Raw genomic sequence first — 15409 nt, 5'->3', positions numbered from 1 at the left:
CCTCCTTCAATGACCTCGACTCTGAGGGCCCTGGGTGAAGGCCTGTGACCATGGGTGTGACATCCCTGTAACTTCCGCCGGGCCGCTCGGGGCCCCCTAGGGGGTTCTAGGCTTGCCCCCCAGGGAATAAGTGGATTTAATGGTTGAAGATCCAGCGGGCAGATCGAGGCCACGCCCTTTGCCCCCGGGGATCGCGACCATCCCTTTTTTCCATTCCGGGTGGCCGAAGCCAGGGCAGGGCCCCCTTCGGTTTCCCGACCTCCCATCCCGATATCCAGCCCCAAGGAAGGCCGCCGCGCTTGCCATGCGCCAGCCGTAGCCTGGGAACCCACAGGAGAATCCTTGAATCCCAAGAAAACCATGATGATCAACGCCACCGATCCAGAAGAGATCCGGGTGGCCAGCCTGATCGACGGCGTGCTGTTCGACTACGACGTTGAGTTCCTCCACAACGAGAAGATCAAGGGCAACCTCTACAAGGCCAAGGTGGTCCGGGTGGACACCAGCCTCCAGGCCGCGTTCGTGCACTTCGGCGGCCAGAAGAACGGCTTCCTGCCCCTCGGGGAGCTGCCCCGCGACATGAGCGAAGGCCGCCGGGGGCGGATCCAGGAGATCCTCCAGCGGGACCAGGAGATCCTCGTCCAGGCCGTCCGCGAGGAACTGGGCACCAAGGGCGCCATGATGACCGGCCAGATCAGCCTCGCGGGCCGGTACCTGGTGATCACGCCCGGGAACCCCGTCAATGGCATCAGCCGCAAGATCGAGGGCACCGAGGAACGCCGCCACTTCAAGCAGCTGGTCGACACCCTGGAGATCCCCGAGGACATCGGCGTGATCGTCCGCACCGCCAGCCTGGGCGTCACGAAGGAGGACTTCCAGCGCGATCTGGAGTACCTGCTGGACACCTACAAGGAAGTCCTGAACCGCTACAAGCACCGCCACGGCCCCGGCTTGGTCTGGCAGGAGGATGACGTCGTCACCCGCACCCTGCGCGACACCTTCAGCGCCGACGTGGAGGAAGTCCAGATCGACGATCTGGACACGTTCCATGCGGCCCAGTCCTTCTTCAAGCGCACCATGCCGCAGCACCTGGACGTGCTGAAGCACTACACGGGCAAGAAGCCCCTCTTCTCCCGCTTCCAGCTGGAGGAGCAGATCGACCGCATCTACGGCCGGAAGGTGCCCCTGCCCAGCGGTGGTGCCCTGGCCCTGGATCAGACCGAAGCCATGGTGGCCATCGACGTGAACAGCGGCAAGACCTCCGGTGACGGTGTGGAGGACATGGCGTTCAAGACGAACATGGAGGCCGCCGAGGAGGTGGCCCGGCAGCTGCGCCTGCGCGACTTGGCGGGCCTGGTCGCCATCGATTTCATCGACATGAAACGCGACTCCCACATCCGCGCCGTGCAGGACCGCCTGGTGGAGTGCCTCAAGGCTGACAAGGCCCGCATGGAGGTGGGAAAGATCAACCGCTTCGGCGTGCTCGTCATGACCCGTCAGCGCATCCGGCCCAGCCTCCAGCACGTGAACCACGAAGCCTGCCCCACCTGCGCCGGCACCGGCAAGGTGAAGACCCTGGAAGCCCTGGTGCTGTCCGTGGTGCGTCGCCTGCAGGGTATCCTGGCCAAGGGTGGCATCGGCGAGATCCGCGTGAAGCTCGCCCCGGCCATCGCCGCGGCGGTCCAGAACCAGAAGCGCCGAGACCTGGCACAGCTGGAGGAGCAGAGCGACGCCAGGATCCTCATCCAGGCGGATTGGTCCATGTCCTACGGCGAGATGGCCGCCGAGATTGAGCGGGCGGAGGAAGCCCCGGTCGAGAAGGCCGCACCCAAGCCGCACCGTGAAAAGGGCGCTCCGGAGGACGAGACCGTGGTCCTGGGCGGCGACAGCCCGATTTCCTTCGAGAAGGCCCTGGGCACTCCGGGTGAGCCCGCCAAGGAGCCCAAGAAGGAAGCCTTCAAGTACGACCGGCGCGACCTCCAGCGGGCCGCCCTGGATGAGCGGGAGCGGCTGCGCGCCCTCTTCGAGAGCGCCAAGCCCGAGGACGAGGAAGAAGAGGAAGGGACCGACGCCGAAGGCGGGGAATCCAAGGGCGAAGGCGCCAAGCGCAAGCGCCGCCGCCGTCGCCGGAAGGGTGGCGCCGAGCGGAATGGCGAGGGGGCGGTGATGCCCGCCGCCGATTCCACCGAGCCGGCTTCCCGCCCTGAGCCTTCGTATGAGGCCCAGCCCGAGCCGCCGAAAGCCACAGCGGACCTCGTGGCCAGCCTCCTGACTCCCAGCCCGCGGCCGAAGATTGGCGGCGCCACGCCCGCCGCCCACGAGCCCGAGGCGGCCCCGGCCAAGCCCAAGCGCACGCCCCGAGCCAAGGTGGCTGCGTTGCCGGAACCCGCGGCGGCGGTGCCGCCCGCGCCCGAGCCGGTCCAGGCCGCTGAACCTGCGGCGGAAGCTCCCGCCAAGAAGAAGGCCACACCGAAGCCCAAGGCGGCGGCCAAGACAGCTGCCAAGACCGCCCCCAAAGCCGCGGCCAAGGCCGAGGAGGCCTCCGCCAAGACTGAGGAAGCCCCCGCCAAGGCCAAGGTCACGCGCGCCAAGAAACCCAAGGCCGAGTAGCCGTCCATGTCGATCTACTGGCTGGCCCCTCTCGCGTCCCTGGCCACCCTTCTGGGCGGCTGGGGCGTGGTGCGGTTCCTCCAGGGACGGGCGCAGTTCATGCGCCTGCTCTCCGGGGTGGCGGCGGGTTACCTGCTGTCCGTCACCGTGGTCCGCATCATTCCGGAATGCATGGAGGCCAAGGGCGGCGAGGGCAATGCCTTCTGGGTCCTGGCCGGCTACCTGCTGGTCCACATCATGGAGCACGGCATCACGCTCCACTTCCACTACGGCGAGGAGACCCACAAGGATGGGACGCCCCTGAGCGGCGTCCTCGCCCTGGTGGGGCTCTCCCTGCACAGCCTCATGGACGGCGTGGCCATCGCCGCCGCGCTGGCCACCCACAGCAACCTCGGTCCCCTGGTGGTGCTGGGCATCCTCTTCCACCGCATTCCCGAGGGCGGCACCATCGCGTCGATCTTCCTGGTGCGGGGCTTCGGCAACCGGGGCGCCATCCTGGCCGCGGCGACCCTGGCCCTGGCCGCCCTGGTGGGAGCGGCGGGGCAGTCCATGCTGGGCCTCCCCACGGGTCCGGTGCTGGGACTCACGGCTGGATTGGCGCTCTACGTGTCCAGCTCCGACCTTCTGCCGGAAGTGCAGAAGGTCTCCGGCTTCCGCAGCACGGTAGCGCTCCTGGCCGGGGTGGGCATCTTCCTCGTCAGCTCGCGGCTGCTGCCGCACCATCACTGACCGCCCATGGCCATCCCCGGGAGGACCCGAGGCCTGCTGCTGGGTGCCGTGCCGGCCCTGCTGGCGGCCCAGGGCCTGCCCGACCTTCCGCAGCCCCTTCCGCTGGATGCGCCCACGCCCGCGGAGCTGCTGCCCCTCCGCCCCTTCCGCGTGGACCGGGGGCCGGGTCTGGCCAGGGTGCCCTTTGATTACCGAGGGGAAGGGGTCTTCGAGGAGGCCGATGTCTGGACGCTGGAGCAGGGCGCCATCCAGTCCGAGGGATTGCTGCTGCTGGCGGACCGCATCCGGTACCACATCCCGGACGGCCGCCTGGTGGCGGAAGGGCACATCCGCCTGGAGGGCCCGGGCCTGCGGCTCCGGGGCGAGCGCCTGGAGATGGACTGGGAGCGGCGATCGGGCCAGGCCTGGGCGCTGCAGATGGACCTGCCTCCAAGCTGGACCCTGCGCTCCAGCCACGTGGCCTTCACCACGCTGCGCACCTGGGCCTTCGATGCCGTGGAACTGAGCCCTTGCCCGGAGGAGAAGCCCGGCTGGAAGGCCCGTCTCTCCTCCCTGAAGATCGACCTGGATGGCTTCGCCAGCATGTGGAACGCCCGGGTGCTCCTGGGGGCCGTCCCGATCTACTACGTCCCCTACGCCCTGTATCCGGCGCAGGCGGAGCGGACCTCGGGCCTGCTCCCCCCGAAAATCGGGATGTCCAGCGCCTTCGGCACCACCCTGGGGCTTTCCTACTACCAGGTCATGGGGGATTCGGTGGACGCCACCCTGTCGCCGGAGTACTTCACGAAGGAGGGCGTCCTCTGGGGCGGAGAAGCGCGCTGGCGGCCCGACCTGACCCACCAGGGCAGCTTCTCCGGCCAGACCATCCACCAGAAGAGCCTCGACGAGCGCCGCTACCGTTACTCGCTGAAGGAGGTGTGGCAGCGTGAGGATGGCTGGCAGCTCACGGCGGACGTGAACCAGGCTTCGGACAACCTCGTCGATGCGGATTTCGGGAAGGGCCTCGGCTACCTGGGCGCCACCAGCTTTGACTCGGCGATCTACCTCGGGCGCACCTACACCTTCGGAAACCTCAACCTCTCGGCCGCCGAGCAGCGCAGCTTCTTCTACACCAAGGACCAGGGGGATCCCTTCTACAGCCCGGATTTCCCGGCCTCCCTCCGGCGGCAGACGCTGCCCCAGGCGGAATTCCGCTTCTTCCCTGTCTCCCTGGTCGGTCCCCTGTACCTCGATGGCGGCGTGCGGGTGGGCCGCTTCGCCTACCGCATCGAAGGCAGCGCCACGGCCCCCGCGGATACCTACGCCTGGGACCGCCAGGATGCGAACGCCCGCATCCACGGCCGCCTGGGGCAGTGGGGACCCTTCCGCGCGGACTTCGAGGCCATGGGGCGCGCGACCCACTACAGCGCCAGCCTGGGCTCTTCCGTCTTCGATCCGGAGGGCGGGGCCACCGACACCGTGGTGAATCCCGCCACCAGCCCCTTCCAGGTGGACGGGGCGGCGGCGACGCGGTTCCTGGGCTCGGGGCATCTGCGGCTGTCGGGACCGCAGGTGGGGCGGACCTTCAAGGATGTCTCGATCCTCGGCTACAAGGGCGAACTCAAGCATGTCGCCGAGCCCTACTTCGGCTGGACGCAGACGAGCCTGTACGGCGAGGCGGGCAGGCTGCCCCGGTTCGATTCGGTGGATGCCTTCCCGGGCGTGAACGAAAGCGCCTCGGGCGAGCGGAGCTTCGAAGTGGGCCTCAAGCAGCACATCTTCGGCCGGTCGGGGCCTGGCACCGGGTTCGCGGATCTGGCGCGCCTCCGCATCGCCACCCGCTACCATGCGTCGCCCATCATCCTCAGCGATGGCCGCTACAAGAAGGGCTGGTCCAGCGTGGACACGGACCTGGACGTGGAACCCGACGAGCGCTTGCGGATCAGCCTCCGCCGTTCCTCCGACCTGGGCGCCGGCGGCTCGGACAATGCCCTGAGCATGGACTTCAAGGTCAAGGACGGCAGCCGGTTCAACCTGGCCTACTTCTCCACGGGCATCAACCGGTTCCTGGTGCGCCAGAAGGGTCTGCAGGCAGGCGGCGTCCAGCGTTTCTGGGACGACCGGCTCCGCCTGGAATTCAGCGCCAACTACGACTTCCACATGAGCGCCTTCGCCTCCAGCCAGGTGGCCCTGGCCTACGTGGAGCCCTGCGTGGCCTACGTGCTGAAGTACACCCACGTGGCCCTGAACACCAACCTCGTGTCCGGCGGGCGGGAGGATCGCATCGACCTGACCCTCACCCTCCGGGGGCTGGGAGACCTCTTCAGCTTCCGGCGTTGAGGGCCGTTCCTACGGCAGGAAGCGGCGGGTGATCCTGCGGTGGAGCGCGCAGCTCAGTTCGTAGGGGATGGTGCCGAGGAGCTGGGCCAGGCGTTCGAGGCTGTGCGCCGCCGCGGGGTCTCCGCTGTACAGGGTCATGGGCTCCCCCGGCGCCACGGGCACGTCCAGGGGCAGGGCCACCGTGAGGTAGTCCATGGAGATGCGGCCCACCACGGGGAAGGTCCGGCCGCGGAAGCCCACGACGGCCCGGTTCCCCAGGTCGCGGCGGTAGCCGTCCGCATAGCCGCAGGCCAGGGTGGCAATCTGGAGGGGATGCGGGGCCACGAAGGTCCGACCATAGCCCACCGTCGTGCCCGCGGGCATGGCCTTCACCCGGGCCACTTCGGCCACCAGCTCCAGGGCCGGCTCCAGGCCGAGCGCGCGGCCTTCGGCCACCATGGCCAGGCCGTACAAGGCCAGGCCGGGGCGCACGTGGGTGTCCTGGTCCAGCAGGCCCCGGAGGCAGGCGTCGCTGTTTCCGTGATGGCGCTGGGCCGGATGGACGCCTCCGTCCGCCAGCTGCGACAGGCAGGCGTCGAAGACCCGCCGTTGACGGTGGGCGAAACCAGGATCCGGATCGTCCGCCGTGGCGAAATGGCCCATGGCGCCTTCGATCCATGGGGAGAGGCGGCGCAGGGCCGGAAGGCAGTCCCCCAGCTCCGAGGGCAGGAGGCCGAAGCGTCCCATGCCCGTGTCCAGCTTCAGGTGGAGCCGCACGGGGTGCTGGGGCAGGAGGCGGGCATAGTCCTCCAGATGCTCCGGCCCCACCACCGCGATGGTGAGGTTCTCCGCGCTGGCCGCCGGCAGGGCCTCGGGGCGCAGGCCCCCCAGGACGAGGATCGGACACCGGATGCTTCCCCGGCGCAGCTCGAGACCTTCCTCGAGGCTGGAGACGGCGAGCCCGTAGGCCCCGGCGGACTCCAGGGCCCGGCCCACGGGCACGGCCCCATGCCCGTAGGCGTTGGCTTTCACCACGCCCCAGATCTGCCGCCCGCCCACAAGGGTGCGGATGCGGTCGAGGTTGCGCGCGATGCGGCCCAGGTCCACTTCCGCCCGGAGGGCCCGGCCCTCCGGATGCGGCTTCAGGGGTTCGAGGTGCTGTTCATTCACGCCCGGCGACCTTCATTCCGCCAGGCCCTGGTCCACCAGCCAGCGCTCGGCGTCGATGGCGGCCATGCAGCCGCTGCCCGCGGCGGTGATGGCCTGCCGGTACACATGGTCCTGCACATCGCCGCAGGCGAAGACGCCGGGAATGGCGGTGCGGCTGGAGCCCTTCTCCACCTGGAGGTAGCCGGTCTCGTCCATGGGCAGCTGGCCCTTGAACAGGCCCGTGTTGGGCTGGTGGCCGATGGCTACGAAGAGCCCCTCGACAGGCAGCTCGGACTCGGAGCCGTCCACGGTGTCCTTGAGCTTGAGGGCGCGGATCTTCTCCACCTTCTCGCCCATGGGCGTCTCGTGGGTGGCGGTCAGCACGTCGAGCACGACCTTGTTCCACACGGGCTGGATCTTCTCGTTCTTGAGGGCCCGATCCTGCATGGCCTTGGAGGCGCGGAGCTTGTCCCGGCGGTGGATGAGGTGGACCTTGGTGGCGAACTTCGTAAGGAAGGTGGCCTCCTCGATGGCCGTGTCGCCCCCGCCCACCACGGCGATCTCCTTGCCGCGGAAGAAGAAGCCGTCGCAGGTGGCGCAGGCGCTCACGCCGCCGCCCGTGCGGGAGAGCTGCTCATCCTTGCTGATGCCCAGCCACTTGGCCGAGGCGCCCGTGGCGATGATCACGGCGTCCGCGGTGTACTCGCCCTTGTCGGTGGAGAGTTTGAAGGGACGGGCCTGGAGGTCGGCCTTGAGGACGGTCTCGGACTTGATGGTGGTGCCGAAGCGGAGCACCTGCTCCCGCATCTCATCCATGAGGGCCGGGCCCGCGACGCCCTGGCGGAAGCCAGGGAAGTTCTCCACTTCCGTGGTGATGGTGAGCTGGCCGCCGGGCTGGGCCCCTTCGAACACCAGGGGCGCCAGGTTGGCCCGGGAGGCGTACAGGGCCGCGGTGTAGCCCGCGGGGCCGGTGCCAATGACGACGACTTTGTGGTGGCTCACAAGATTCTCCTGGCAAGGAACAGGCTTCGGCCGTCCTTCGAGTCTAGCGCGCCTGGATCGGCTGGCGCCTAGAGCGCCTGGACCGGCTGGCGCCTAGAGCGCCTGGACCGGCGGCGCCTAGTGGGCCAGCCCCCGCTCCCGCAGCAGGGCTTCCGCCGCGGCCACGTCCGCGGGGACGTCCACGCCCAGGCTCAGGAAGGGCGTGTCCGCCACGCCGATGGGGATGCCCGCCGCCAGGGCGCGGAGCTGTTCCAGCATCTCCAGCTGCTCCAGGGGGTGGGGCGCCAGCCGGGTGAAGGCTTTGAGGGCATCCGGCCGGTAGGCGTAGAGTCCCAGGTGGCGCTTGAAGTGGGCCAGCTGCTCCGGCTTCATCCAGGGCCGGAAGTCCGGCTCGAAGACCGAGGAATTGCGCAGGTAGGGAATGGGGCTGCGGCTGAAGTAGAGCGCCCGTCGGTGATCGTCGACCACCACCTTCACGGCGTTGGGGTTGAACAGCTCGTCGGCATGGGCGAACGGGCAGGCGGCCGTGCCCATGGGCAGGTCCGGCTGATCGCGCATGAGGGCCACCACGGCAGCCACGGTGTCGGGGTGCATGGCGGGCTCATCCCCCTGGATGTTGAGCACGCAGTCGAAGGATTCGCCCAGTGCTTCCAGAGCGGCCGCCGTGCGGTCCGTGCCGGAGGGCAGGGCGGGGTCCGTCATCACGGCTTCGCCGCCGAAGCCCTTCACGGTGTCGGCGATGCGGCCATCATCCGTGGCCACCACCACCCGGTCCACGCCCTGGGCCCGCTTGGCCGCCTCGAAGACCCACTGGATCATGGGTTTCCCGGCGATGAGGGCCAGGGGCTTGCCCGGGAAACGGGAGGCCTGGAAGCGGGAGGGGAGGACGGCGAGGGTGCGCATGGGAGCAGTTTAGACGGGATGAGGCCTGAGGACCGAGGCCTGAGGACCGGGGCCTGGGGACTGAACCCTCCGGACTCCAGTCTCTGGACGCTCCTGCCGATGCCACCTCATCGGGAGTTCCATGGATCCCTCCTTTGACGATGTCTGGGCTGAATGCGAGGACCTGTTCGTGCAGGCCCGGCAGAGGCTGGCGACGCTGAAATCGCCCCAGCCGCCGCACGTGGTGCAAGCCTCCGTGAACGCCCTGTTCCGCACGACCCATACGCTGAAGGGCATGGCGGGGATGCTCGGCTTCCCCCGGTTCAGCCAGGCCGCCCACCGCATGGAGGACATCTTCGACCTGATGCGCCAGGGGCGGCTCCGGTCCACGGATTCGCTGATCGAAACGCTCGAAGCCGGCATCCAGGCCCTGGAGTCCGGATTGACCGAGCTCCGGCGGGGACGGCCGGAGCCGGAGGACTACCTGCACGCCATCCGGCGCCAGCTTGGTGAGCTGGAGGCGCTGGCCAGGCCGTCCGAAGGCGCGGTCCTCGACCTCACCGCGCTCCTGGACCTCCCGCCGGACATGCTGAAGGCTCTGTCCGAGTACGAGCGGACGCGGGTGACCGCGGTGCTCCTGGTGGGCATTCCCATCCAGGGCGTCAGCGTCCGGCTGGACCTGGCGACCTTCGACGACCGCCTCCGGAGCATCAGCGAGGCGGCGGGCGCCCAGGGCGAGCTGATCTCCACCCTGCCGCTCGAGATGCACGACGACCGCGACGGCCTGTTTTTCCTCCTGCTGGTGGCCGCGCCGGCGCTGGAGACCGACGCCCTGGGCGTCCTTCCGGAGGAGAATCTGGAAATCATGGAACTGGCCGACCCGGACCGGGTGCCGGCCAGCTTGAAGGCGGATCCCGGCCCCCTAGTCGCGCCGCCAGCGCCGGGACCCGCGCCGGTGGCCTCCCATTCCCCGGAGGCATTGCCTCAGGATGCCGAGGTTCTGAGGTTGCCGGCCCAGCGGGTGGATGCCCTGGAGGCCAGGCTCATGACCGTCGCGCAGGTGCGGGACTCGGCGAGCCTGGCCCTCCGGGAGATCCAGGATCCCGGCCTGGCCCGGCCCATGGCCATGATGGGGGAGATCGAGGCCGGCCTGTTGGAGGTCCAGAAGGCCCTCCTTCAGATGCGCATGGTGAAGGTCGAGAGCCTGTTCCAGAGGATCGAGCCCATGGTGAGGGCCCTCAGCCGGGACATGGGGAAGCCGGTCCGGCTCACCTTCCAGGGCGGGGATCTGGAGCTCGAAAGAAGCCTGCTCGGGCGGCTCACGGAGCCGTTCCTCCACCTTGTGAGGAACGCCCTCGACCACGGGCTCGAGAGCCCCGAGGAACGCTCGGCCCAGGGCAAGGCGGAAACGGGTTCCCTGAAGATCTCGGCCTCTCAGCGGGGCCGGAACCTCCGCTTCGACCTCCGGGACGACGGGCGCGGCTTCGACCTAGCCCGCATCGAGGCGCGCGGCCTCGCCATGGGGCTGCTCAAGGAGGGGCAGGCCCACTCCGCTGAAGACCTCCATCGGCTGGCCCTGGAGCCCGGCTTCTCCACCAAGGAGCGGGCCTCGCAGATTTCGGGCCGGGGCGTGGGTATGGACGTCGTGCGGGCCGAGGTGGAAGGGATGGGCGGCGACATCCAGATCTCCAGCGAACCCCGCCGGGGCAGCCTGGTCCGGCTGAGCCTGCCCCTGTCCAGGGCCGTGATCGCCTGTCTGAAGGTCCGCTGCGGCCAGCAGACCTTTGGGGTGCCGCTGAACCACGTGCTTCGGGTCCAGTCGAGCCTCGCTCCCGTTCACGGGGGCGGGCGCATCGAGGTCCTGGGCCGGGACCTGCCCATGGAATCGCTCCAGGCCTGCCTGGGATTGCCCGAGCCATCCGGAGGCCAGCAGTTCTTCGTGGTGCTTCGCCAGCAGGGTGCCGCCGCCGAGGCTGGGCTGGACCTCGCGTTGGGGGTGGACGAGGTCGCGGGCCGCGTCGAGCTCCTGCTCCGGAGCCTGCCCGAGCTGGCCCACGCCCCGGGCATCATGGGTGGCAGCCTCCAGGAGGACGGCGTCCTCTGGGTGCTGGACCCGGAAGCGGTCATGGGCTTGGCCATGGATTCCCTCATGAAGCGGGTGGCCGATGTCTGAATCACGCCTGCTCCTCCACGCCAGGGCTGCCGGGCGGGCGTTCCTGCTGCCCGTGTCCGAACTCCGGGAGGTGGTGCCGGGCTCCCCGGTGACGCCCATTCCCAGCGGCCCCCCGGGCATCCAGGGGGTGGTGCTTCATCATGGGGAATTCCTTCCGGTGCTGGACTGGGGCGTGGTTGGGGGAGATTCGGACCACGCGGCGCCCCCCGCGGTACTGGCGGTCCTCCGGCCCCGGCTGGGCCTGCCCCTAGAAGGGCTGGCCGGCACCGTGGAGGCCCCGGAGGGGGGCTTGAACGACCCTCCGGCCGAGGATGCCTGGGGGCCCATCCTGGCGGGGCTGTGCCGGCTGGAGAATCAGGATCTGCCGGTGCTGGATCCCGATCGGCTTCTGGCGCTCCTGCACCGCCTCCGCAAGGCCCGCTGACTGCCTGGGCCGTCCATGCGATGATGGGGGTTTCGTGCCCGGAGGCCCCCTTGAACCGTCGCCTTGCCGCCCCCGTCGGAATCACCGCAACTGGGCAATGTTTTCCTCCCAACGTGGTCACCAATGACGATCTCTCCAAGATCATGGAGACCAACGACGAGTGGATCCGCACCCGCACCGGCATCCGCGAGCGCCGCTGGGTCGAGCCCGGCACCGGCGCCTCCCAGCTGGGCGCCCCGGCCCTTCAGATGGCGCTGGATAACCGTGGCATCAAGGCTTCCGAGCTGGATGTGATCCTGGTCACCACCGTGACCCCCGACACCCTGTTCCCGGCCACGGCCTGCCGCATCCAGGACATGGTGGGCGCCACCAACGCCTTCGGGTTCGACTTGAATGCCGCCTGCTCGGGCTTCCTCTATGCCCTGACCACGGCTTCCAGCCTGGTGGCCGCCGGCGGCGTGCGCCGGGTCGCCGTGGTGGGCGTGGACATCATGTCCACCATCATCAACAAGGAGGACCGCGCCACCGCCGTCCTGTTCGGGGATGGCGCCGGCGCCGTGATCGTGGAGCGGGTGGACGATGGCCTCGGCATCCTCGACTTCGAGCACAAGGTGGACGGCTCCGGCGGCTGCTTCCTGTTCATGCCCGCGGGCGGTTCGCTGAAGCCCGCCACCGCGGAGACCGTGGCAGCCAAGGAACACTACATCCACCAGGCCGGCAGCGAGGTGTTCAAGAACGCTGTTCGTGAGATGGCCGACAACAGCAAGCTGCTCCTGGACCGCAACGGTTTCCGGGGCAGCGACTTGAAGCTGTTCGTGCCCCACCAGGCCAACATCCGCATCATGGATGCCGCCGCCAAGCGGCTGGAGCTCGATCCTTCCCGCATGATGGTGAACATCGACCGCTACGCCAACACCACCACGGCCACCATCCCCACCGCCCTCCACCAGGCCGTGGAGGCGAAACGCATGGCCAAGGGCGACCTGGTGGTGCTGTCCGCCTTCGGCGCGGGCTTCACCTGGGGCTCCACGCTCCTGCGCTGGGCCTACTGAGATTCCGGCACCATGCGGATCATCGCCGGGAGCCTGAAGGGGCGGCGCCTGACGGCCCCCCCAGCCGGCGACCTGCGGGTCAGGCCAACCTCCGACCGGGCCCGCGAGGCGCTATTCTCCATCCTCCAGCGATGGCCTTCGGGCCCTTTCCTCGACCTGTGCGCCGGTACCGGCGCGGTGGGGCTCGAGGCGCATTCCCGGGGGTACGGGCCGGTCACGTGCGTGGAAGTCTCCGAGCCCGGGTGGTCCTGCCTGCTCAGGAACGCCCACGCGACTGAGGTCAGGACGATGCGGGCGGATTTCCGCCGACTGCCCGCGGATGCCTTCCGCGACCAGGCGGTGGTGTTCCTGGACCCCCCCTACGACCAGGCCGAGGCCCTCTGGGGCCGGATGGCCGCCCGGCTGAGGCCCTGGATGGCGGAGGGCGGCGTCCTCGTGTTCGAGACGGACCGGGGCATCCGGCTGGAATTACAGGACGGCTGGGCTCTGGCCGAAACACGCGAGTATGGTGCAGCCCGATTCCATTTCTGGACCCCAGCTTGATTTCAAGGCTGAGGCTCCCGCCAGGGTGGATCCGTCCGTCCTGGCGATGGTGCTCGCCCGGCTGAAGCGGAGCACCGGGCTCGTCTGGCTCTCGGCCTTCCTGGTGGGTTTCCTGCTGTTCGTGCTCACGGCGCCTCCGGAATTCCGGCTGACCCTCCCGGGGCTGGCTGCCACGGCGTGCCTGCTGGCGCTGGCGGTGGGGGCCTCGATGCTCCAGATCCGCCGCCTGGACGGCCTCCTGGCGGAAGGAGTCCTCAAGGCGGACCTCTACCGCTCCCTGACCCGGTTCCCGCAGACCTCATCGCTGCTGTTCCTCTACCTTGGGGCCTGCCTGAGCGCCGGGACCTACCTGTGGGTGAAGCTGCACCTGGGCCAGAGCATCCTGGTGAGCTCGGTCATGGCGGCCATATTCCTGGTTGTGGTGGCGCTGGCGGCCATCAGCCAGTACTTCCTGACCAAGCAGAACCTGATGAAGATCTACCGGCTCCTGGCCGGACAACCGGGGTTCACCGAATCTGAAGCGCGTTTCGCCACCAGCCTGCGGGCCAAGTTCGGCTTCGGCATCCTGGCCATGACCGGGGGCGTGCTCATGCTCTCCCTCCTGGTGTCGGGGCTCACGCTCCAGTCCTCCATCCGCACCAAGGTCACGAGCTACGCCAGGAACGAGCTGGCCAATCTCGAGGATTCCGTGGCCTTCGTGCAGGAGATGAACACCACCCCGGAAGACCTGGATGCCTTCATGGGCACGCTGAGGCTCGGCACTGGCGGCGGCATTTCGCTCCAGCTCCCCGCTAGCAAGGGGGGAAACCTGCTCGGCTCCCGCCTCCAGCCCGGGGGAGGCGGCGATATCGTCGTGATCCAGCCCCTCCCGGACGGCTCGAAGCTCCGGGCGGTGATCCCCGAGTCCGAATACGCGGACGCCATCTGGAAGGCGTTCCGGCCCAGCCTGGCCATCCTGCTCCTGGCCGGGATCTTCCTGATCTACTTCATCCAGCTGATCCTCCGCGACGTGCAGCAGCCGCTGCTGCTGCTCAGCCGCAACGCCAAGCGGGTGGGGGAGGGGCGCATCGATACCCTCGAGGCCGTCTACAGCGATGACGAAGTGGCCACCCTTGCCGAAGGCTTCGGCCGCATGGTGGGGAGCCTGCGGGGCATGGTGGTCCAGATCCGTTCGGCCAGCCGCGACCTGGCCAGGGCCTCCAGCGCGATCCGGGAGTCCGCGGACGGGGTCCGCCAGTCCAGCCATGGCCAGCGCGAACTCATCGAATCGTTCCACGAGGAGATCAACGAGCTGACGGATACCTCCATCAGCATCAGCGCCAGCTCCATGGAGCTGAGCCTGGCCTCCGAGAACACCAACTCGACCATCGTTCAGATGGCCGCCAGCGTGCAGCAGATCAACCGGAGCATGGATGAGCTGCTGCTGGTGGTCGAGGGAATCACCTCCGCCATCCGAGACTTCGACATCTCCATCAAGAACGTGGGCAAGAACGTCGACCACCTCGCCGGCCATGCCGAGCACACGCGGGAGTTCGCGGAGAATCTGGAGCAGAGCGCCTCCGCCATCGACGACAACGTAAAGATCGCCCGGCGCTATGCCAAGAACGTGATCCACACCGTGGCCCGCGGCATGGAGCTGGTGGCCAGGAACCGGGACAAGATCCAGGTGATCGACCGGGTCGTCCAGGACTTCCAGAGCACCACGCGCACCCTCCTGCAGCAGGGAACGGACATCGCGAAGATCCTGGACTACATCGGGAGCCACGCCCAGCAGACCAACCTGCTCGCCCTGAACGCGGCCATCATCGCCTCCCAGAGCGGCGTGGCGGGGGAGGGGCAGGCCAAGGGGTTCTCCGTGGTGGCCGACGAGATCAAGGAGCTCGCCGAGCAGACCGGGCGTTCCACCCAGGAGATCCAGCAGATCATCGGCACCCTGCAGGCGGAGATCCGGAAGGCCTACCAGCAGGTGGAGCTGGGGATCGACGCCGTCCGGGACGGAGCCGAATCCGTGGTCCAGAGCGAAGAGGCCCTCCAGGCCATCCTCGAATCCGTCGGGGGCATGGACCGGGTGGTGGAGAGCATCCTCAGCGAGACCCTCCAGCAGGGCGGCCAGGCAAGCCTCATCCACGAGGCCAACCGGAACATCCACCACCAGGTGGAAACGATCCGCTCGGTCATGGAAGAGCAGCAGCAGACCAGCAACCACATCCTGTCCCTGGCCATGAACGTCCAGCAGGCCACGAGCGTGGTGCGGGACTCGACCCGGGAGCAGAGCGCGGGCAGCGATGAAATCGCGAAGGCCACGGAGCAGGTCCGGACCCTGGCCAGCAGCCTCCACGAGATCCTGGCCCGCCAGGAGAACCATGTGCTGTCCCTGAAGGAGACCATGAACCGGGTGCTGGGCAAGGCCCTGGAGAGCGAACGGGCCATCGAGGACTCCAGCGGAGCCGTGGAACAGCTGGGGGTCCAGGTCCACATGCTCAACCGAGAGGTGAACCTCTTCAAGTTGTAGCGCTACTGTTAGGCTGGAAGCCGCTTCCCCGGGCC

At 68.7% G+C, this 15409-nt stretch carries 11 protein-coding genes; 8 read left to right on the top strand and 3 right to left on the bottom strand.

Annotated elements, in window-relative coordinates; all coding sequences use genetic code 11:
* Nucleotides 1-342: 342 nt before the first annotated feature.
* From MLG87_RS03020 to MLG87_RS03010, 3 genes are read left to right on the top strand one after another with little or no spacing between them, the layout of a single operon-like run.
* Complete coding sequence (locus MLG87_RS03020; protein WP_243293736.1) at nucleotides 343-2610, top strand: Rne/Rng family ribonuclease; 2268 nt, start codon at nucleotides 343-345, stop codon at nucleotides 2608-2610.
* 6 nt (nucleotides 2611-2616) lie between these two features.
* The gene (locus MLG87_RS03015) at nucleotides 2617-3339 is read left to right on the top strand and encodes a ZIP family metal transporter (RefSeq protein ID WP_243293735.1); all 723 of its coding nucleotides are present in this window, start codon (nucleotides 2617-2619) and stop codon (nucleotides 3337-3339) included.
* Between the two features lie 6 nt (nucleotides 3340-3345).
* The gene (locus MLG87_RS03010) at nucleotides 3346-5658 is read left to right on the top strand and encodes an LPS-assembly protein LptD (RefSeq protein ID WP_243293734.1); all 2313 of its coding nucleotides are present in this window, start codon (nucleotides 3346-3348) and stop codon (nucleotides 5656-5658) included.
* A 9-nt stretch (nucleotides 5659-5667) separates the two neighbouring features.
* On the opposite strand, the gene alr is transcribed toward MLG87_RS03010, so the two are convergent.
* From alr to kdsB, 3 genes are all read right to left on the bottom strand, one after another.
* On the bottom strand, nucleotides 5668-6807 hold the full coding sequence (gene alr / locus MLG87_RS03005) for an alanine racemase (RefSeq protein WP_243293733.1): 1140 nt from the start codon (nucleotides 6805-6807) through the stop codon (nucleotides 5668-5670).
* Nucleotides 6808-6819: 12 nt separating this feature from the next.
* Complete coding sequence (trxB, locus tag MLG87_RS03000; protein ID WP_243293732.1) at nucleotides 6820-7788, bottom strand: thioredoxin-disulfide reductase; 969 nt, start codon at nucleotides 7786-7788, stop codon at nucleotides 6820-6822.
* Nucleotides 7789-7905: 117 nt separating this feature from the next.
* On the bottom strand, nucleotides 7906-8691 hold the full coding sequence (gene kdsB, locus MLG87_RS02995; protein WP_243293731.1) for a 3-deoxy-manno-octulosonate cytidylyltransferase: 786 nt from the start codon (nucleotides 8689-8691) through the stop codon (nucleotides 7906-7908).
* Between the two features lie 121 nt (nucleotides 8692-8812).
* On the opposite strand from kdsB, the gene MLG87_RS02990 reads away from it, so the two are divergent.
* Genes MLG87_RS02990 through MLG87_RS02970 form a run of 5 tightly spaced genes read left to right on the top strand, consistent with a single transcriptional unit; the run spans nucleotide 8813 to nucleotide 15374 of the window.
* Nucleotides 8813-10843: a chemotaxis protein CheA gene (locus MLG87_RS02990; protein WP_243293730.1), complete on the top strand. Its 2031-nt coding sequence runs from the start codon at nucleotides 8813-8815 to the stop codon at nucleotides 10841-10843.
* On the top strand, nucleotides 10836-11267 hold the full coding sequence (locus tag MLG87_RS02985) for a chemotaxis protein CheW (protein WP_243293729.1): 432 nt from the start codon (nucleotides 10836-10838) through the stop codon (nucleotides 11265-11267). The genes MLG87_RS02990 and MLG87_RS02985 overlap by 8 nt, the downstream gene beginning before the upstream one ends.
* A gap of 50 nt (nucleotides 11268-11317) precedes the next feature.
* Nucleotides 11318-12319, top strand: coding sequence for a beta-ketoacyl-ACP synthase III (locus MLG87_RS02980; RefSeq protein WP_243293728.1), 1002 nt, complete (start codon nucleotides 11318-11320; stop codon nucleotides 12317-12319).
* A 12-nt stretch (nucleotides 12320-12331) separates the two neighbouring features.
* Nucleotides 12332-12862 (top strand): RsmD family RNA methyltransferase, encoded by a 531-nt coding sequence (locus MLG87_RS02975; RefSeq protein ID WP_243293727.1) that lies wholly within the window; start codon nucleotides 12332-12334, stop codon nucleotides 12860-12862.
* A gap of 25 nt (nucleotides 12863-12887) precedes the next feature.
* The gene (locus MLG87_RS02970; protein ID WP_243293726.1) at nucleotides 12888-15374 is read left to right on the top strand and encodes a methyl-accepting chemotaxis protein; all 2487 of its coding nucleotides are present in this window, start codon (nucleotides 12888-12890) and stop codon (nucleotides 15372-15374) included.
* The last annotated feature ends 35 nt before the right edge of the window (nucleotides 15375-15409 follow it).

This window comes from Geothrix mesophila (genome assembly GCF_022808835.1).
Lineage (GTDB): Bacteria > Acidobacteriota > Holophagae > Holophagales > Holophagaceae > Geothrix > Geothrix paludis.
This window is presented reverse-complemented; position numbering and strand designations above follow the sequence as displayed.

Bases quoted from the DNA above. Each gene is read 5' to 3' on its own strand.
- MLG87_RS02975 (WP_243293727.1), top strand. From the start codon at position 12,332: ATGCGGATCATCGCCGGGAGCCTGAAGGGGCGGCGCCTGACGGCCCCC.
- kdsB (WP_243293731.1), bottom strand. From the start codon at position 8,691: ATGCGCACCCTCGCCGTCCTCCCCTCCCGCTTCCAGGCCTCCCGTTTC.
- MLG87_RS02985 (WP_243293729.1), top strand. From the start codon at position 10,836: ATGTCTGAATCACGCCTGCTCCTCCACGCCAGGGCTGCCGGGCGGGCG.
- MLG87_RS02990 (WP_243293730.1), top strand. From the start codon at position 8,813: ATGGATCCCTCCTTTGACGATGTCTGGGCTGAATGCGAGGACCTGTTC.
- MLG87_RS03015 (WP_243293735.1), top strand. From the start codon at position 2,617: ATGTCGATCTACTGGCTGGCCCCTCTCGCGTCCCTGGCCACCCTTCTG.
- MLG87_RS03010 (WP_243293734.1), top strand. From the start codon at position 3,346: ATGGCCATCCCCGGGAGGACCCGAGGCCTGCTGCTGGGTGCCGTGCCG.